Source organism: Paracoccus sp. SCN 68-21 (assembly GCF_001724535.1).
In the GTDB taxonomy this organism is placed as follows: Bacteria; Pseudomonadota; Alphaproteobacteria; order Rhodobacterales; family Rhodobacteraceae; genus Paracoccus; species Paracoccus hibiscisoli.
In genome coordinates, this window is record NZ_MEES01000002.1 from 38,481 (window position 1) to 54,346 (window position 15,866).

Genomic DNA, 15,866 nt, shown 5'->3' on the forward strand with positions numbered 1-15,866 from the left:
AGAACCGGATTTGCAAAGGGGGCAGCATGGCCACGCAGAAAATCTATGCCGGCAGTGCCCTGCGCGAGACCCGCGCCCGCGCCGCCCTGACCCAACGCCGGTTCGCCGAAAAGCTGGGCGTCTCGCTGCCCTATCTGTCCCAGATGGAGAACAACCACCGACCCATCAGCGCGGGTGTCCTGCTGCGCCTGGCGCAGGAGTTCGGCATCGATCTGACCACCCTGGCCGCAGGCGATGCGGAACGCATGGTCATCGACATGCAGGAGGCCCTGGCCGATCCGCTGTTCGACACCGCCCCGCCGCTGGCCGATCTGCGCCTGGCCGCGACCAATGCGCCGGTGCTGGCCCGCGCCTTTCTGGACCTCTATCGCGCCCATCGCGACGGGCAGGAGCGGCTGGCCGCCCTGGACGAGGCCATCGGCGCGGCCAGCCAGAACAGCCTCAGCACGCCCTGGGACGAGGTCCGCGATTTCTTCCACTATTGCGACAATTACATCGACGCCGTGGACCGCGCCGCCGAACGCTTTGCCTGCCCCGAGGGGCATCGCGGCGATCTTTGGGCGATGGCGGTGGCCGCGCTGGCCGCCAAGGGCATCCGCGTCCAACTGACCGAATTGCCCGCCAATGCCGTGTTCCGCCGCGAGGGCGACCGCCTGCTGGTCAATGCCGCAGCCGAGGCCCCGACCCGGCTGTTCCAGCTGCTGCACCTGGTCGCGCTGGAGCGTCAGGCCGACCTGCTGGAGGCGACGCTGGACCTGGCCCGGTTCCGCAGTCCGACGGCCCGCGACATCGCGCGGCTTGGCATGGCCAATTACTTCGCCGGGGCGGCGCTGATGCCCTATCGCGCCTTTCTGGCCGCCGCCCAGTCTGAACGCCACGACCTGGAGCGGCTGGCCCATCTGTTCGGCGCCTCGCTGGAGCAGGTGGCGCATCGCCTGTCCACGCTGCAGCGCCCCGGCGCCAAGGGGGTGCCGTTCTTCTTCGTGCGCGTCGATCAGGCCGGTACCATCACAAAGCGCCATTCCGCGACCCGCCTGCAATTCGCGCGCTTCGGCGGCGCCTGTCCGCTGTGGAACGTGCATCAGGCCTTTGAGCAGCCGGGCCGCTTCCTGCGCCAGCTGGCCGAGACGCCCGACGGGGTGCGCTATCTGCTGCTGTCGCGCGATGTGTCCAAACATCCGGGCGCCTACAACGCCCCCGTCCGCCGCTTTGCCATCGGGCTGGGGGTCGAGGTGACCCATGCGGGCGGCCTCGTCTATGCCGACGGCCTGGATCTGAGCAAGCCGCGCGCCTTCGAACCCATCGGCATCTCGTGCCGAATATGCCCGCGGCGCGACTGTCACCAGCGATCCGTGCCGCCGATCGACCGGCCGCTGCGCATCCCGCAGGATCGTGATGGCCCGCTACCCTATGAAATCGCTTGATTTCCTCGTTAACCATTTAGGTTTCTAGGCGGGAACCCGCCGACAGAGGCAGGGTTCCGCCAATCGAAGGAACCCAAGTCCTCGCGGATGTTGCCAAGATGGCACAGCTGCTGTTTACCCGTCCTCGAACGGAACCAACGCGCCTGGCCTTCCAAACGCGGCGTGATTTCGAGGGACAAAAGCTGACAATGACGGTGATGGATCGACTGAACGCGTCGCTTGAAAAGTGGCTCCCCGAGCAACGGCTCTTTCTTCGCTCTGACGACACCACGCGCTTTGTTCGCCTGCGTCCCGTGACCCAGATGGTCGGCATCAGCGGCATCACCCTGGTCTTTGGCTGGACGCTGGTCGCCAGCTCATTCCTGGTCATCGACGCGGTCAGCTCGGGCAACACCCGCGACCAGATCCAGCGCAGCCAGGCCGCCTTCGAGGAGCGCCTGTCCCAGCTGCAGGCAGAGCGCGACGCCCGCGCCGCCGAGGCGCTGGCCGCCCAGGCCCGCTTTTCCGCCGCGCTGGACAAGGTCTCGCAGATGCAGACCCAGCTTTTGGCGACCGAGGAGAGCCGCCGCGAGATGCAGACCGGCCTGGCCGCGGTCCAGACCACGCTGCGCGACGCCCTGGCCGACCGCGACACCGCCGAAGCCAGCGTCGAGGCCGCAGGCACCCCCGCCCCCGACAGGACCGAGGAATTCTCGGTCGCGCTGGACATCCTGTCCGGAGAGCTGCGCCAGGCCGCCGATCAGCGCCACGAAGCCGTCGAGGAGGCCGAGGCCGCCCGCCTGACCGCCCAGGAGCTGACGGTCGAGCGTGACCAGATCCTGGCCCGCAACGATGAGATCCTGACCCAGCTGGAAAGCGCCGTGACCATCTCGGTCGCGCCGCTGGACCAGGTGTTCCGGAATGTCGGCATGAACCCCGACGACGTGCTGCGCACCATCCGCCGCGGCTATTCCGGTCAGGGCGGCCCGCTGACGCCGATGTCCTATTCGACTCGCGGCAATGCCGCGCTGTCGGATACCGAGGACAAGGCCCGTCAGATCATCGTGACGCTGGACCAGATGAACACCTATCGCATCGCCATCGAAAAGCTGCCGCTGGCGATGCCGGTGACCGCGAACTTCCGCTATACCTCGGGCTTTGGCCGCCGGTGGGGCCGCATGCATGAGGGCATCGACATGGCCGGACCGGTCGGCACGCCGATCTATTCCACGGGTGACGGCGTCGTCACCTTTGCCGGCCGCCAGGGCGCCTACGGCAACCTGATCAAGATCCGGCACGAGCTGGGCACCGAGACGCGCTATGCCCACCTGAACCGCATCGGCGTGAAAGTCGGCGATCGGGTGTCGCAAGGCGAGCGGATCGGTGATATGGGAAATACCGGACGTTCGACCGGTCCGCACCTGCACTATGAGGTGCGCATGAACGGTCGGGCCGTGGACCCAATGAGCTTCATCAAGGCAGCAGAAAATGTTCAGTAAGACCCGCGTGACCGAGACCCGCCCCACCCCGACCGACGCCGCGGCCCCGCAGGCCGCCCCCGCCACCCCGGACCGCCCCACCCCCGAGGCGCAGGCCGCAGCGACCCCGCGCGTGCGCGTGGCCCCCTCGGTCCTGTCGGCGGATCTGACTGTGACGGGCAACATCAAGACCCAAGGCGACATCCAGATCGAAGGCACGGTCGAGGGCGACATCCGCGCCCATCAGCTGACCATCGGCGAATCGGCCACGATCAAGGGTGAGATCGTCGGCGACGACATCATCGTCAACGGTCGCGTCATCGGTCGCGTGCGCGGCCTCAAGGTGCGCCTGTCGGCCTCGGCGCGGGTCGAGGGGGACATCATCCACAAGACCATCGCCATCGAATCGGGCGCCCATTTCGAGGGCTCGGTCCAGCGTCAGGAAGACCCGCTGAACAACGGCGGCACCAAGAAGCTGGCCCCCCCGACGGCCGAGTGAACCCAGTCTGCCAGACAGCAAGGCCCGCGTTTCGCGGGCCTTTTCTATTTGGGGGGTGGGTGCATCGGCCCTGTCGGTTGTCCTGTCTGGCCCTGCGCCGATAGGCAGGTCCCGGAGCGGGCCGGGTACCCCTGCATGGCCCGATGCGGAGTGGCCACCCACCTTACGGTTCAGCCGATGCGCAGTGAGGGCGTCTCGGCCGGTGGTCGCGTGCCAAGGTTTCGTTGCCGTAGTTGGCACCGGCCTGCGGCAATCATCATTCACCGGGGACGCGACGCACCCGTCTGCCGGAAAAAGATTTCAGATTCGCCATTGCGAACCACCGCCGCCACAGGTCCAATGCCCCGGCAAGCGGAGGAGGACGTGCGATGAAGCTGGTGCGATACGGGACTGCGGGGGCCGAACGGCCGGGATTGCTGGATGATCAGGGCCGCGTGCGCGATCTGTCGGGCCATGTGGACGACCTGTCGGGCGCGGCCCTGACCGCCGCGGGGCTGGCAAGGCTGGCGGCGTTGGACCCGGCGACGCTGCCCTTGGTGCCGGGCCAGCCCCAGCAGGACCTGCGCCTTGGGGCCTGCGTGGCGGGCGTGGGCAAGTTCATCGGGGTCGGCCTGAACTATGCCGATCACGCCGCCGAATCGGGCATGGACGTCCCGTCCGAGCCGGTGCTGTTCACCAAATGGACCAGCTGCATCGCGGGGCCGGACGACGACGTGCATCTGCCCGCCGGATCGACCGCCACCGATTGGGAAGTCGAGCTGGGCATCGTCATCGGCGATGGCGGCCGCGACATCCCCGAGGATCGCGCGCTGGACCATGTCGCCGGCTATTGCGTGATCAACGACATCAGCGAGCGCGACTGGCAGATCCGTCGCGGCGGCAGCTGGGACAAGGGCAAGGGCTTTGACGGCTTTGGCCCCATCGGCCCTTGGCTGGTCACCCGCGACGAGATCGCGGACCCGCAAACGCTGCGCCTGTGGCTGGAGGTGGACGGCACGATGCGTCAGGACGGCACCACCGCGACGATGGTCTTTGGCGTGGCGCATCTGGTCGCCTATTGCTCTCGCTTTGCGACGCTGATGCCGGGCGACCTGATCACCACGGGCACGCCCCCCGGCGTCGGCATGGGGCAGAAGCCGCCAGTCTATCTGCGGGACGGGCAGGTCATGCGGCTTGGCATTGACGGCCTGGGCACGCAGACGCAGCGCGTGGTCGGCTGATCGCTAGGCAAGCCCGTCGGGACTGTCGGGCAGCAGCTGCCGGTACAGGTGCCAACTGGCATGGCCCAGCACCGGCAGCACCAGGAACAGCCCCAGAAACCCGGGCAGGATCGCCAGGAACAGCAGCCCCGCGATCAGCGCGGCCCAGAGGCCCAGCACCACCGGGTTCTGCAGCACCGCCCGGACCGAGACGATGATGGCGGTGATAAAATCGACCTCTCGGTCCAGGAGCAGCGGCAGGCCCGCGACGGTAAAGGCGAACAGCGCCGCCGCGAACCCCGCCCCTACCAGCGTGCCCACGGCCAGCATCGCCAGCCCCCGCCCCTCCATCAGGATCTGGGCCGAGCTTGTCACATGGGTCAGCGACGCGGTCCCCAGGAACACCGCAAAGATCGTGTGCGCGACGAACACCCAGAACATGAACATCAGCAGGATCACCATCGCCATCGACGGCACCTGACGGTCCTTTTGCGCGATGACCACGCGGATGACCTGCGGCCAGTCAAGGGGCTCGGCCCGCTCGATCCGGCGGCTGACCTCGTAGAGGCCGACAGCGGCAAAGGGCGCGATCAGCGGAAACCCCAGGATGAAGGGGATCAGCCACCAGTCGCGCCCCACCGACAACGCCACCGCGGCGATGACCCACCCCCCCGCCACGTAGAACCCCGAGAACAGCAGGCCAAAGGCAGGCGCCCGGAGAAAATCGCGCCAGCCAAGTGCCAGCGCCGTGCCCAGGTCGGACAGGCGCAGCGTGGCGGGCAGCGGCACGGGATCTGCGGTGGGCATGTCTGATCGCGTCACGAAATTCCCCTTCGTCTCATGCGCGTCCGGGGACAGGCTAGGCCAGCGGCGGGGGTGTTGGCAACGAAAACCGCAGCCTAGCGGTATCGCTCGCGCAGCGCATCGGCGATGGGGGGGGTGACGAATTTCGACACGTCCCCGCCAAGGCGCGCGATCTCCTTGACCAGCTTGGAGGCGATGGCCTGGCGGCGGGCATCGGCCATCATGAAGACGGTCTCGATGCTGCTGTCCAGGGCGCGGTTCATGCCGACCATCTGGAACTCGTATTCGAAATCGGCCACCGCGCGCAGGCCGCGCACGATGATGCTGGCGCCCACGTCGCGGGCGCAGTCGATCAGCAGGTTCTCGAACGGGTGGACGACGATCTCTCCGCCGGTCTTGGCGACGATGGCGTCGCATTCGGCCTGCACCATCGCCACGCGCCGCTCAAGGTCGAACAGCGGGCCCTTGTCGCGGTTGATGGCGACGCCGATCACCAGCCGGTCGACCAGCGCCATCGCGCGCTGGATGATGTCGATATGCCCCAGCGTGATCGGGTCGAACGTGCCGGGATAGAGGCCGATGCGCATGGGTGTCGCGTCCTTGGTGTCGGGGTCGTCCCGCAAGGCAAAGCGCATCTGCCCCGTGATTGCAAGATCGTGATCGGCTGCGACGATGCGTCAGCTGCCCATGATCATGCCGGTCAGAGCCTCTTTTTCGGCCGCCAGTTCCTTGAGCCGTCCGCTGACCGCATCCCCGATCGAGATGACGCCCAGCATGTTTCCCTGGTCGTCGACGACCGGCATGTGCCGGAACCGCCCCTCGGTCATCCGCTCCAGGATGGTCAGCGCGTCCTCTCCGGTGGTGCAGGTCTGGACCTGGGTGGTCATCACGCCGCTGATGGGCTGGGACAGCACCTCGGGGCCGTGCTTGCCCAGTTGCCGCACGATGTCACGTTCGGACAGGATGCCGTCGGGGCGCCGCCCATCGGTGGACACCACCACCGCACCGATCCGCTTGTCCGCCAGCAGGCGCGCGGCCTCGGCCAGGGTGGTGTCGGGCGCGATCGTCACGATCGACCCCGCGTCGATCCACGGCTTGGCGGTGTCCGATTTCATCGACAGCAACTGCTTGACCAGCATGATGGGCCCCCTCCGGCTTGCTTGGCCTCATCATTTTCGCCAAATCCGCCCGCGTCAAGCCCGACCATCGCGGGCCGGCGGTCGCGGCCCCTCCAGGCGGGCGACCTCGGCGCGGATGCCCTGCGCCAGCGCCTCGGCCAACAGCGTCAGGCGGCGCGAGGCGCGGTCATCGGCATGGCGCACCAGCCAGAAGCTGCGCGTCAGCGCGATGCGGTCGGTCAGCACCCGCCGCACTCCCGGCGCAAAGGGCAACGCGAAATCATGCACGATGCCCAACCCCGCCCCCGCCCGCACCGCCTGCATCTGCACCGCGACCGAATTGCTGCTGATCTGTGCGCCCTCGACCCCGGTGGCGGACAGATAGTCCAGCTCTCGGTCAAAGATCATGTCGGGGATATAGCTGATCATCCGATGCCCGCGCAGATCGGCCAGCGTCCGCAGCGGCGGGTGCCGGGCCAGATAATCGGCATGTCCGGCCAGATGCAGGTGATAATCAGTCAACCGCTGCACCATCAGCCGCCCCGCATCGGGGGGCGACACGGTGATGGCCATGTCGGCCTCGCGCCGGGTCAGGTTGACGACGCGCGGCAAGGCCACGATCTGGATCTCCAGCCCCGGATGGGCGTCGCACAGATCGCGCGCCACCTGCGGCAGCAGATAGTTCGCGCAGCCGTCCGGCGCGCCGATGCGCAGCTGTCCGGTCAGGCCCGCCTCGCGGGTGACGGCCTCGGTCGCGGCGGTGGCGGCCAGCTCGGCCGCCTCGGCCGGGGCCATCAGGCGCGACCCTTCGGCGGTCAGCTGATAGCCCGTCGGCGTCTTGAGAAACAGCGCCGCGCCCACCGCCCCCTCCAGCCGGGCGATGCGGCGGCCCACGGTGGACGCGTCCATCGCCAGCCTGCGCCCCGCGCCCGACAGGCTCTCGGCCCGCGCGACGGCCAGAAAGATGCGCAGATCGTCCCAGTCCATGCCGCTACCTTTGCAAAAACGCAAAACCCTTTTGCCAGCATTCCCCTTTATTCCGCAAATCCGCAAGACTAGGCTGCGCCCAACAGTTGCAGGAGGATGCGATGAAAGAGATACATCACTGGATCGACGGCAAGGAAGTCAAAGGCACCTCGGGCCGGTTTTCCGACGTCTATAACCCCGCCACGGGCGAGGTTCAGGCCCGCCTGTCGCTGATCACCAAGGCCGAGATGGACGACGCCATCGCCCGCGCCGCCAAGGCCCAGATCGCATGGGGCGCCACCAACCCGCAGCGCCGGGCGCGCGTGATGATGGCCTTTGTCGGCCTGATCAACCGCGACATGGACAAGCTGGCCGAGGCCCTGTCCAGCGAGCACGGCAAGACCTTCCCTGACGCCAAGGGCGACATCCAGCGCGGGCTGGAGGTGATCGAGTTCTGCATCGGCGCGCCGCATCTGCTCAAGGGCGACTTCACCGACAGCGCCGGTCCCGGCATCGACATGTATTCCATGCGCCAGCCCCTGGGCGTGGTCGCGGGCATCACGCCCTTCAACTTTCCCGCCATGATCCCGCTGTGGAAGATGGGCCCTGCCCTGTCCGCCGGCAACGCGATGATCCTGAAGCCGTCCGAGCGTGACCCCTCGGTTCCCCTGATGCTGGCCAAGCTGTTGCAGGAGGCCGGCCTGCCCGACGGCGTGCTGCAGGTGGTGAACGGCGACAAGGAATCGGTCGACGCGATCCTGGACAGCGAGGTCATCCAGGCCGTGGGCTTTGTCGGTTCGACCCCCATCGCGCAATACATCTATGAACGCGCCGCCGCGACCGGCAAGCGCGCGCAGTGCTTTGGCGGCGCCAAGAACCACATGATCATCATGCCCGACGCCGACCTGGATCAGGCCGCCGATGCGCTGGTCGGTGCCGGGTTCGGGGCTGCGGGCGAACGCTGCATGGCGATCTCGGTCGCGGTGCCGGTGGGCGACAAGACTGCAGACGCGCTGATCGAAAAGCTGATCCCGCGGATCGAGAAGCTGAAGGTCGGCCCCTGGACCGCCGGCAACGACATCGACTACGGCCCGGTCGTGACCAAGGCCGCCAAGGAGAACATCCTGCGCCTGATCCAGACTGGCGTCGATCAGGGCGCGGACCTGGTCGTGGACAGCCGCGACTTCAACCTGCAGGGCTACGAGGACGGCTTCTTCGTAGGGCCCCACCTGTTCGACCGCGTGACCCCTGACATGGACATCTACAAGACCGAGATCTTCGGCCCGGTCCTGTCCACCGTCCGCGCCGCGACCTATGAGGACGCGATCAAGCTGGCCATGGACCACGAATACGGCAACGGCACCGCGATCTATACCCGCGATGGCGACACGGCGCGCGATTTCGCGAACCGCATCAATATCGGCATGGTCGGCATCAACGTGCCGATCCCGGTGCCGCTGGCCTATCACACCTTCGGCGGCTGGAAGAAATCGGGCTTCGGCGACCTGAACCAGCACGGCCCGGATGCGTTCCGCTTCTATACGCGGACCAAGACCGTGACGGCCCGCTGGCCGTCGGGCATCAAGGAAGGCGGAGAGTTCAACTTCAAGGCCATGGACTGACGCCGATACGGCACGCGACGTGGCGGGGGGTCCGGGGGGCAGCCAGCCCCCCGGCACCTCGCGGGACGCAAGCCCGGCGCGTCGTGGCAACCAGGACGGACCCATGACGACTGATCCCGACTTCACCCTGGGCATCGAAGAGGAATACCTTCTCGTCGATGCCGACACCCTGCAGCTGGCCGCAGCCCCCGACGCGCTGATGCAGGCGCTGACGGCCGATCTGGGCGACCAGGTCAGCCCCGAATTCCTGCGCTGCCAGGTCGAGATCGGCACCCCGGTCAGCGCCGACATCCGCGCCGCGGGCGATCATCTGCGCGACCTGCGCGGCACCGTCGCGCGGCGCGCTGCCGAATATGGGCTGGCGCCCATTTCGGCCTCGTGCCACCCCTTCGCGGATTGGCGCGACCAGGACCATACCGACAAGGACCGCTACAACCAGCTGTCACGCGACATGGGCGGCGTGGCGCGGCGTATGCTGATCTGCGGCATGCATGTCCATGTGGGCATCCCCGACCCCGCGCAGCGCATCGACCTGATGAACCAGCTGGCCTATTTCCTGCCGCATCTGCTGGCGCTGTCGGCCTCCAGCCCCTATTGGCTGGGCGAGGATACGGGGCTTGCCTCGTACCGCACCACGGTTTTCGGGGACATGCCCCGCACCGGCCTGCCCCCGCAGATGGGCAGCTGGGACGAATTCGAACGCTCGGTCCAGGCCCTGACCGACCTGGGCATCATCGAGGACAGCAGCAAGATCTGGTGGGACCTGCGCCCCAGCAGCAAATACCCCACGCTGGAAACCCGCATCTGCGACGCCTGCCCGCGGATCGAGGATGCACTGACGCTGGCCGCCCTGATCCAGACCACCCTGCGCATGCTGTGGCGCCTGTCGCGCAGCAACCAGCGCTGGCGCCAGTACGAGCCGTTCCTTCTGGCCGAGAACCGCTGGCGCGCGCTCCGCTATGGCACGACCGAGGGAATGATCGACTTTGGCGCGGGCCGGATCATCCCGTTCCAGCAGATCGCGGACGACTGGCTGGGCCTGATCGCGCAGGATGCCGATGCGCTGGACTGTCAGCCGCATGTCGCCCGCCTGCGCGAGATGGTGGCCGATGGCACCGCATCCGAGGCACAGCGCGCCGTCCATGCCCGCGCCCGGCAGGCCGGGGCCGATGACGCCCACGCCCTGCGGGCCGTCACCCACCACCTGACGCAGGAGTTCACCCGCGACCTCTGACCGCTTGCAACACTGTCGCAACATCTGCCAATTAAACATCTGTTCAATTCAGACCGGTCCGGGGAGGGGCTGCCGATGGATTTCGCACTGACCGAGGAACAGCAGGCCATCTTTGACATGGCCCGCGATTTCGGGGCCGACCGCATCGCGCCCCATGCCCGCGCATGGGAGGCCCAAGGCACCATCCCCCGCGACCTTTGGCCCGATGTGGCGGCCCTGGGCCTGGGCGGCATCTTCGTCTCCGAGGATCACGGCGGCACCGGCCTGTCGCGCCTGGACGGCACGCTGGTCTTCGAGGCGCTGTCGATGGCCTGCCCTTCGGTCGCGTCCTTCCTGTCGATCCACAACATGTGCGGCGGCATGATCGACAAGTTCGGCAGCGACGAGGCCCGCGCCCGCTGGCTGCCCGACCTGTGTTCGATGACGACGATCTTCAGCTATTGCCTGACCGAACCGGGCTCCGGGTCGGACGCCGCCGCCCTGCGCACCCGCGCGGACCGCGACGACCAGGGCTGGCGCCTGAACGGGACCAAGGCCTTCATCAGCGGCGGCGGCTACAGCGATGCCTATATCGCGATGGTGCGGACCGGCGCGGATGGCCCCAAGGGGATCAGCACCGTGATCGTGCCCGACGGCACGCCGGGCCTGTCCTTCGGGGGGCTTGAGGACAAGATGGGCTGGCGGTCCCAGCCCACCGCCCAGGTCCAGTTCGACGATTGTATCATCCCCCAGGGAAACCTGCTGGGCGAGGAGGGTCGCGGCTTCAGCTATGCGATGGCGGGCCTCGACGGCGGTCGCCTGAACATTGCCGCAGCCGCCCTGGGCGGGGCGCAGGCCGCGTTGGATCAGACGGTGGCCTATATGGGCGACCGCAAGGCGTTCGGCAAATCGCTGGACCAGTTCCAGGCCCTGCAGTTCCGCCTGGCCGAGATGGAGACCGCCCTGCAATCGTCGCGCATCTTCCTGCGCCAGGCCGCGTGGAAGCTGGACCAGGGCACACCCGACGCCACCAAGTTCTGCGCCATGGCCAAGCTGCACGTCACCGACCGCGCCTTCGAGGTCGCCAACCAGTGCCTGCAGCTGCATGGCGGCTATGGCTATCTGGCCGATTACGGCATCGAAAAGATCGTCCGCGACCTGCGCGTCCACCAGATCCTGGAGGGCACGAACGAAATCATGCGCCTGATCATCGGCCGCGCCCTTCTGGCGGAAAGGGCATAGGATGGACCTGCATATCCGCATCACCGGGCGCGCGGGCCGCATCACGCTGGCCCGGCCACAGGCGCTGAATGCGCTGACCCATGACATGGCGCTGGCCATCCACCGCGCGCTGGACGATTGGCAGGGCGATGACGCCGTGGCGCTGGTCGTTATCGACGCCCAAGGCGACCGCGCCTTTTGCGCGGGCGGCGACATCGCGGCGGTCTATCACGCGGGTCTGGCGGGTGATCACCAGCTGGGCCGCGACTTCTTTCGCGACGAATACCGCATGAACGCGGCCATCGCCGATTTCCCGAAACCCATCGTGGCCTTCATGCAGGGCTTTGTCATGGGCGGCGGCGTGGGGGTCGGCGGCCATGCCAGCCACCGCATCGTGGGCGACACGACCCGCATCGCCATGCCCGAAAGCGGCATTGGCCTGATCCCGGATGTGGGCGGCACGTGGCTGTTGTCGCGCGCGCCGGGGCGGATCGGTGAGTATCTGGCGCTGACCGGCGCGCGGATGGGTCCGGGCGACGCGATCCATGCTGGCTTCGCGGATTTTTTCATCCCTGAAGCCGACTGGCCCGCGCTGATCACCGCGCTGGAGCGGGACGGCGATGTCGGGGTCCTGCGCGGCCAGCCCGCTCCCGCCGCCACGCTGGACCGGCGCGACCTGTCCGCGTTCGGCGGCCGCACCCTGCCCGAGATCATCGCAGCGCTGGAGGCCGCGGGCGATACCGAGGCGCTAGCCCCCCTGCGCCGCAATTCGCCGCTGTCGATGGCTGCGGGCCTTGCGATGGTGCGCGCCGCCCGCGCCGACACCCGGATGCAGCAATCGCTGAGCCGAGAGTTCCGCTTTACCGCCCGCGCCACCGCGGACAGCGATTTCCTGGAGGGCGTGCGCGCCCAGATCATCGACAAGGACCGCCAGCCCGTCTGGCGCCACGACCCGACCGAGGACAAGCTGAGCGCCATGCTTGCGCCGCTTGGGGATGACGAATTGCTGTGGGAGGATGCAGAATGAGGATCGGCTTTATCGGACTGGGCAATATGGGCGCGCCCATGGCCGCCAACCTGGCCGCCGCCGGGCATCAGGTTGCGGGCTTTGACACCGCCGCCCCGGCGCCGCAGGGCGTGACCGCCGCCGCCAGCGCCGCTGATGCCGTGCACGATGCCGATGTGGTCATCACCATGCTGCCCAACGGCCAGATCCTGCAGGCGGTCGCGGCCCAGATCATCCCGGCGATGCGGGCGGGGGCGGTGCTGTGCGACTGTTCGACCGTCGATGTCGACAGCGCCCGCGCCGTCGCCCGCATGGCGCGCGATGCGGGCCTGGGCGCGCTGGATGCGCCGGTTTCGGGCGGCACAGGGGGTGCGCAGGCCGGGACGCTGACCTTCATGGTCGGCGGCGATACGGGCGATTTCGCGACCTTCCAGCCGCTGTTCGAGGTGATGGGCCAAAAGGCAGTCCATTGCGGCGACAGCGGCGCGGGACAGGCGGCGAAGATCTGCAACAACATGATCCTGGGCGTCACCATGATCGCCACCTGCGAGGCCTTTTCCCTGGCCGACAAGCTGGGACTGGACCGGCAGAAGATGTTCGACGTGGTCTCGACCAGCTCGGGCTATAGCTGGTCGATGAACGCCTATTGCCCCGCGCCGGGGGTCGGTCCGGTCAGCCCGGCCGATCGCGACTATGCGCCCGGTTTTGCGTCCGAGCTGATGCTCAAGGACCTGAACCTGTCCCAGATGGCGGCCGAATCGGTCGGTGCCGACACGCCGATGGGGGCGCTGGCGCGCCAGCACTACGAGGATTTTGTCGAGCGCGAGGACGGTCGCGGGCGTGATTTTTCTGCCATGCTGCCCAGATTGTCGCAGCGCCAGCGCTAACAGCACCCCTTGCATACCCTGAATTAACCTTTGATGTGCTCAAGATCGGAGGTCACGGATGGGGGCGACAATGGCGGCACGATGGGGATTGACGGCGGGCGTGATTGTCACGGTGACCCTGTTGTTCCTCGTCGGCCTGCGGCCCGGGGCGCAGGCTGCGGATCAGGCCCCCCCGGTGGTGGGTGACGTGCCCCCGCCCGCACAGACCCGGCTGATCGACAATCCCGGCATCTACGGGCTGGGCCCCGACCTGCCCGGCAGCCGCTATGCCGTTGTCGCCGGGCATCTGGTGCGCATCGACACCGCCAGCGGCAAGATCCAGTCGGTGCTGCGCCCTATTCCGCCGAAATAGGCGCATCCCCCAGATCACGACATGGCTGCCATGCTGGCAGGGGCGGAACCCGCCACCCCATCCTGGGTTGAGCCATGACCGTTGAATGAGGACACGATGACGCCGCTGCACCCCTTTGCCGCCGTGGCGGCAGGGACAATGCTCGGACTTGCCGCCCTGACCGCCCCCAACACGATCCCCACGCAGGGTCTGCCCGATACCGGGCAGGCCTGTCAGCAGGGTTGTGCGGGTACCGTTGCCGCGGTGCCGCCCATCGGGCAGACGGTGCCGCCGGACAGCGTTCATCGCGTGACGATGCCGGGTCGTTATGGGCTGGCAGGCCTGCCCGACGGGCAGGAATTCGCCATCATAGCCGGGCATCTGGTGCGGATCGACGCGATCGACCGCCGTGTGCTGTCGGTCCTGCGCCCCGTCCCGCGGCTGCTGGACTAGCCGTCCAGCAGCGACCGCGCGGCCTCGGTCGCGGCGTCGGTGACCCGATCTCCGGCCAGCATGCGCGCGATCTCGGCCACGCGGTCGGGCTGGGACAGGGGCACCACGGTCGAGGTGGTCATTCCATCCGTCACCGATTTCGACACCCGGAAATGCTCCGCACCCAAGGCCGCGACCTGCGGGGAATGGGTGATGACCAGAACCTGCGCCCCATCGGCCAGAGTCTGCAGGCGTCGGCCCACAGCATCGGCGGTCGCACCGCCAACGCCTCGGTCGATTTCGTCGAAGATCATGACCAGAGCATCATTGCCGCGCGCCAGGCACACCTTCAAAGCCAGCAGAAAACGCGACAGCTCACCCCCCGAGGCGATCTTGTCCAAGGGGCCCGAAGGCGCGCCCGGGTTGGTCGCGACCGTGAAGGCCACCACGTCACGCCCGTCAGGCCCCGGATCGGCCCGAGAGACGACCGTGCGGAACACCGCCCGCTCCATCTTCAGGGGGACCAGTTCGGCGGTGACCGCCTGATCCAGACGCCCGGCGGCCTCGGTCCGCGCATGGGTCAGCCCGGCGGCGGCGGCGTCATAGGCGGCCTCGGCATCGCGGGCGGCCTGGCGCAGGGCGCCCATGCTCGCCTCGCCCGCGTCCAGCCGCTCAAGCCTGCCGCGCAGCTGATCGGCAAGCCCCGCCAGATCATCCGCCAGCACGTCATGCTTGCGGGCCAGCGCGCGCAGCGCGAACAGCCGCTCCTCTGTAGCCTCCAGGGCATGCGGGTCGAAATCCAGCGCAGAAAGGGTGTTCTCGACCCCCTGGGTCGCCTCGCCCAGCTCGATCAGGGCACGGGACAGGGCGGCCAGCGGCTCGTCCAGGCGGCCCTCGGCGCGATCCGATGCCCCCTCCAGCCAGCGCGCGGCATCGACCATCGCCCCTTCGGCCCCGTCGCCCCCCAGCATCTGCAGGGCTCGGGCCACGTCGTCGCGAATCCGCTCGGCCCCCTGCATGGAGCGTCGGGCGATGTCCAGGCGCTGCTCCTCCCCCGGCTCTGGGGCCAGCTTGTCCAGTTCGGCCACCGAATGGCGCAGGAATTCCTCCTCCACGCGGGCGGCGGCCAAGGCGGCCTCGGCCTCCTCCAGCGCGCGGGCGGCTTCGCGGCGGGCGGCCCAGGCTGCGCGCACCGGCGCAAGATCCATCGCGCCGAACGCATCCAGCAGCACCCGGTGTCCGCGCGGGTTCAGCAGGCCGCGATCGTCATGCTGACCATGCAGCTCGACCAGAACCTCGGAGAGCTGGCGCAGCACCTCGCCCGACACGCGGCGGTCGTTGACCCAGCCCGTCTTGCGCCCGTCCAGCGCATTGACCCGCCGTAGGATCAGCTCATCATCGTCGATGGTGATGCCCGCCTCGGCCAGCAGGGCGCGGGCCGGATGGGCGGCGGGAAGGTCGAACACGGCCTGCACCTCTCCCTGGGTCGCGCCTTGCCGAACCAGATCGGCGCGAGAGCGCCAGCCCAGCACAAAGCCCAGACAGTCCAGCAGGATCGACTTGCCCGCCCCGGTCTCTCCGGTCAGCACGTTCAGGCCGGGGCCGAAGGACAGGTCCAGCCGGTCGATCAGCAGCATGTCGCGGATGTCCAGCGATCTCAGCATGGGCCGCGACCCGCGCAACGGGT

Annotated in this window: 16 protein-coding genes; 11 read left to right on the top strand and 5 right to left on the bottom strand. The window is 68.2% G+C overall.

The genetic code is table 11. The features are described from left to right. Positions 1-26: 26 nt before the first annotated feature. From ABS73_RS00940 to ABS73_RS00955, 4 genes are all read left to right on the top strand, one after another. On the top strand, positions 27-1,424 hold the full coding sequence (locus ABS73_RS00940) for a helix-turn-helix domain-containing protein (RefSeq protein WP_277022584.1): 1,398 nt from the start codon (positions 27-29) through the stop codon (positions 1,422-1,424). Positions 1,425-1,621: 197 nt separating this feature from the next. Beyond that, positions 1,622-2,902, top strand: coding sequence for a DUF5930 domain-containing protein (locus ABS73_RS00945; RefSeq protein ID WP_353743307.1), 1,281 nt, complete (start codon positions 1,622-1,624; stop codon positions 2,900-2,902). Beyond that, positions 2,892-3,380: a bactofilin family protein gene (locus tag ABS73_RS00950; RefSeq protein ID WP_277022578.1), complete on the top strand. Its 489-nt coding sequence runs from the start codon at positions 2,892-2,894 to the stop codon at positions 3,378-3,380. Before ABS73_RS00945 ends, ABS73_RS00950 begins: the two co-directional genes overlap by 11 nt. 368 nt (positions 3,381-3,748) lie before the next feature. Further along, on the top strand, positions 3,749-4,600 hold the full coding sequence (locus tag ABS73_RS00955; protein WP_277022575.1) for a fumarylacetoacetate hydrolase family protein: 852 nt from the start codon (positions 3,749-3,751) through the stop codon (positions 4,598-4,600). Positions 4,601-4,603: 3 nt separating this feature from the next. On the opposite strand, the gene ABS73_RS00960 is transcribed toward ABS73_RS00955, so the two are convergent. The 4 genes from ABS73_RS00960 to ABS73_RS00975 all read right to left on the bottom strand — a co-directional run bounded on the left by ABS73_RS00960 (position 4,604) and on the right by ABS73_RS00975 (position 7,488). Next, positions 4,604-5,386: a DUF2189 domain-containing protein gene (locus tag ABS73_RS00960; protein WP_277022572.1), complete on the bottom strand. Its 783-nt coding sequence runs from the start codon at positions 5,384-5,386 to the stop codon at positions 4,604-4,606. A 92-nt stretch (positions 5,387-5,478) separates the two neighbouring features. Further along, on the bottom strand, positions 5,479-5,970 hold the full coding sequence (gene coaD, locus ABS73_RS00965) for a pantetheine-phosphate adenylyltransferase (RefSeq protein ID WP_136857321.1): 492 nt from the start codon (positions 5,968-5,970) through the stop codon (positions 5,479-5,481). A 90-nt stretch (positions 5,971-6,060) separates the two neighbouring features. Beyond that, the gene (locus tag ABS73_RS00970) at positions 6,061-6,522 is read right to left on the bottom strand and encodes a CBS domain-containing protein (protein WP_277022569.1); all 462 of its coding nucleotides are present in this window, start codon (positions 6,520-6,522) and stop codon (positions 6,061-6,063) included. Between the two features lie 54 nt (positions 6,523-6,576). Then, complete coding sequence (locus ABS73_RS00975) at positions 6,577-7,488, bottom strand: LysR family transcriptional regulator (protein WP_277022567.1); 912 nt, start codon at positions 7,486-7,488, stop codon at positions 6,577-6,579. A gap of 101 nt (positions 7,489-7,589) precedes the next feature. Here ABS73_RS00975 and ABS73_RS00980 point away from each other — a divergent pair, with 101 nt between their 5' ends. The 7 genes from ABS73_RS00980 to ABS73_RS01010 all read left to right on the top strand — a co-directional run bounded on the left by ABS73_RS00980 (position 7,590) and on the right by ABS73_RS01010 (position 14,200). Next, positions 7,590-9,089: a CoA-acylating methylmalonate-semialdehyde dehydrogenase gene (locus tag ABS73_RS00980; protein ID WP_277022565.1), complete on the top strand. Its 1,500-nt coding sequence runs from the start codon at positions 7,590-7,592 to the stop codon at positions 9,087-9,089. 103 nt (positions 9,090-9,192) lie between these two features. Next, positions 9,193-10,323: a carboxylate-amine ligase gene (locus ABS73_RS00985; protein WP_277022562.1), complete on the top strand. Its 1,131-nt coding sequence runs from the start codon at positions 9,193-9,195 to the stop codon at positions 10,321-10,323. 75 nt (positions 10,324-10,398) lie between these two features. Next, the gene (locus ABS73_RS00990; RefSeq protein ID WP_277022559.1) at positions 10,399-11,544 is read left to right on the top strand and encodes an acyl-CoA dehydrogenase family protein; all 1,146 of its coding nucleotides are present in this window, start codon (positions 10,399-10,401) and stop codon (positions 11,542-11,544) included. Between the two features lies 1 nt (position 11,545). Continuing rightward, positions 11,546-12,550, top strand: a complete 1,005-nt coding sequence (locus ABS73_RS00995) for an enoyl-CoA hydratase/isomerase family protein (RefSeq protein WP_277022556.1) — start codon at positions 11,546-11,548, stop codon at positions 12,548-12,550. Continuing rightward, positions 12,547-13,416 (top strand): 3-hydroxyisobutyrate dehydrogenase, encoded by an 870-nt coding sequence (gene mmsB, locus ABS73_RS01000; protein ID WP_277022554.1) that lies wholly within the window; start codon positions 12,547-12,549, stop codon positions 13,414-13,416. Before ABS73_RS00995 ends, mmsB begins: the two co-directional genes overlap by 4 nt. Positions 13,417-13,486: 70 nt before the next feature. Then, entirely contained in the window at positions 13,487-13,768 is a 282-nt protein-coding gene (locus ABS73_RS01005) for a hypothetical protein (protein ID WP_277022551.1), read from the top strand. A 96-nt stretch (positions 13,769-13,864) separates the two neighbouring features. Next, on the top strand, positions 13,865-14,200 hold the full coding sequence (locus ABS73_RS01010) for a hypothetical protein (protein ID WP_277022549.1): 336 nt from the start codon (positions 13,865-13,867) through the stop codon (positions 14,198-14,200). On the opposite strand, the gene recN is transcribed toward ABS73_RS01010, so the two are convergent. Continuing rightward, on the bottom strand, positions 14,197-15,843 hold the full coding sequence (recN, locus tag ABS73_RS01015; RefSeq protein ID WP_277022547.1) for a DNA repair protein RecN: 1,647 nt from the start codon (positions 15,841-15,843) through the stop codon (positions 14,197-14,199). The two genes, ABS73_RS01010 and recN, sit on opposite strands and share 4 nt — an antisense overlap. Positions 15,844-15,866: the final 23 nt, after the last annotated feature.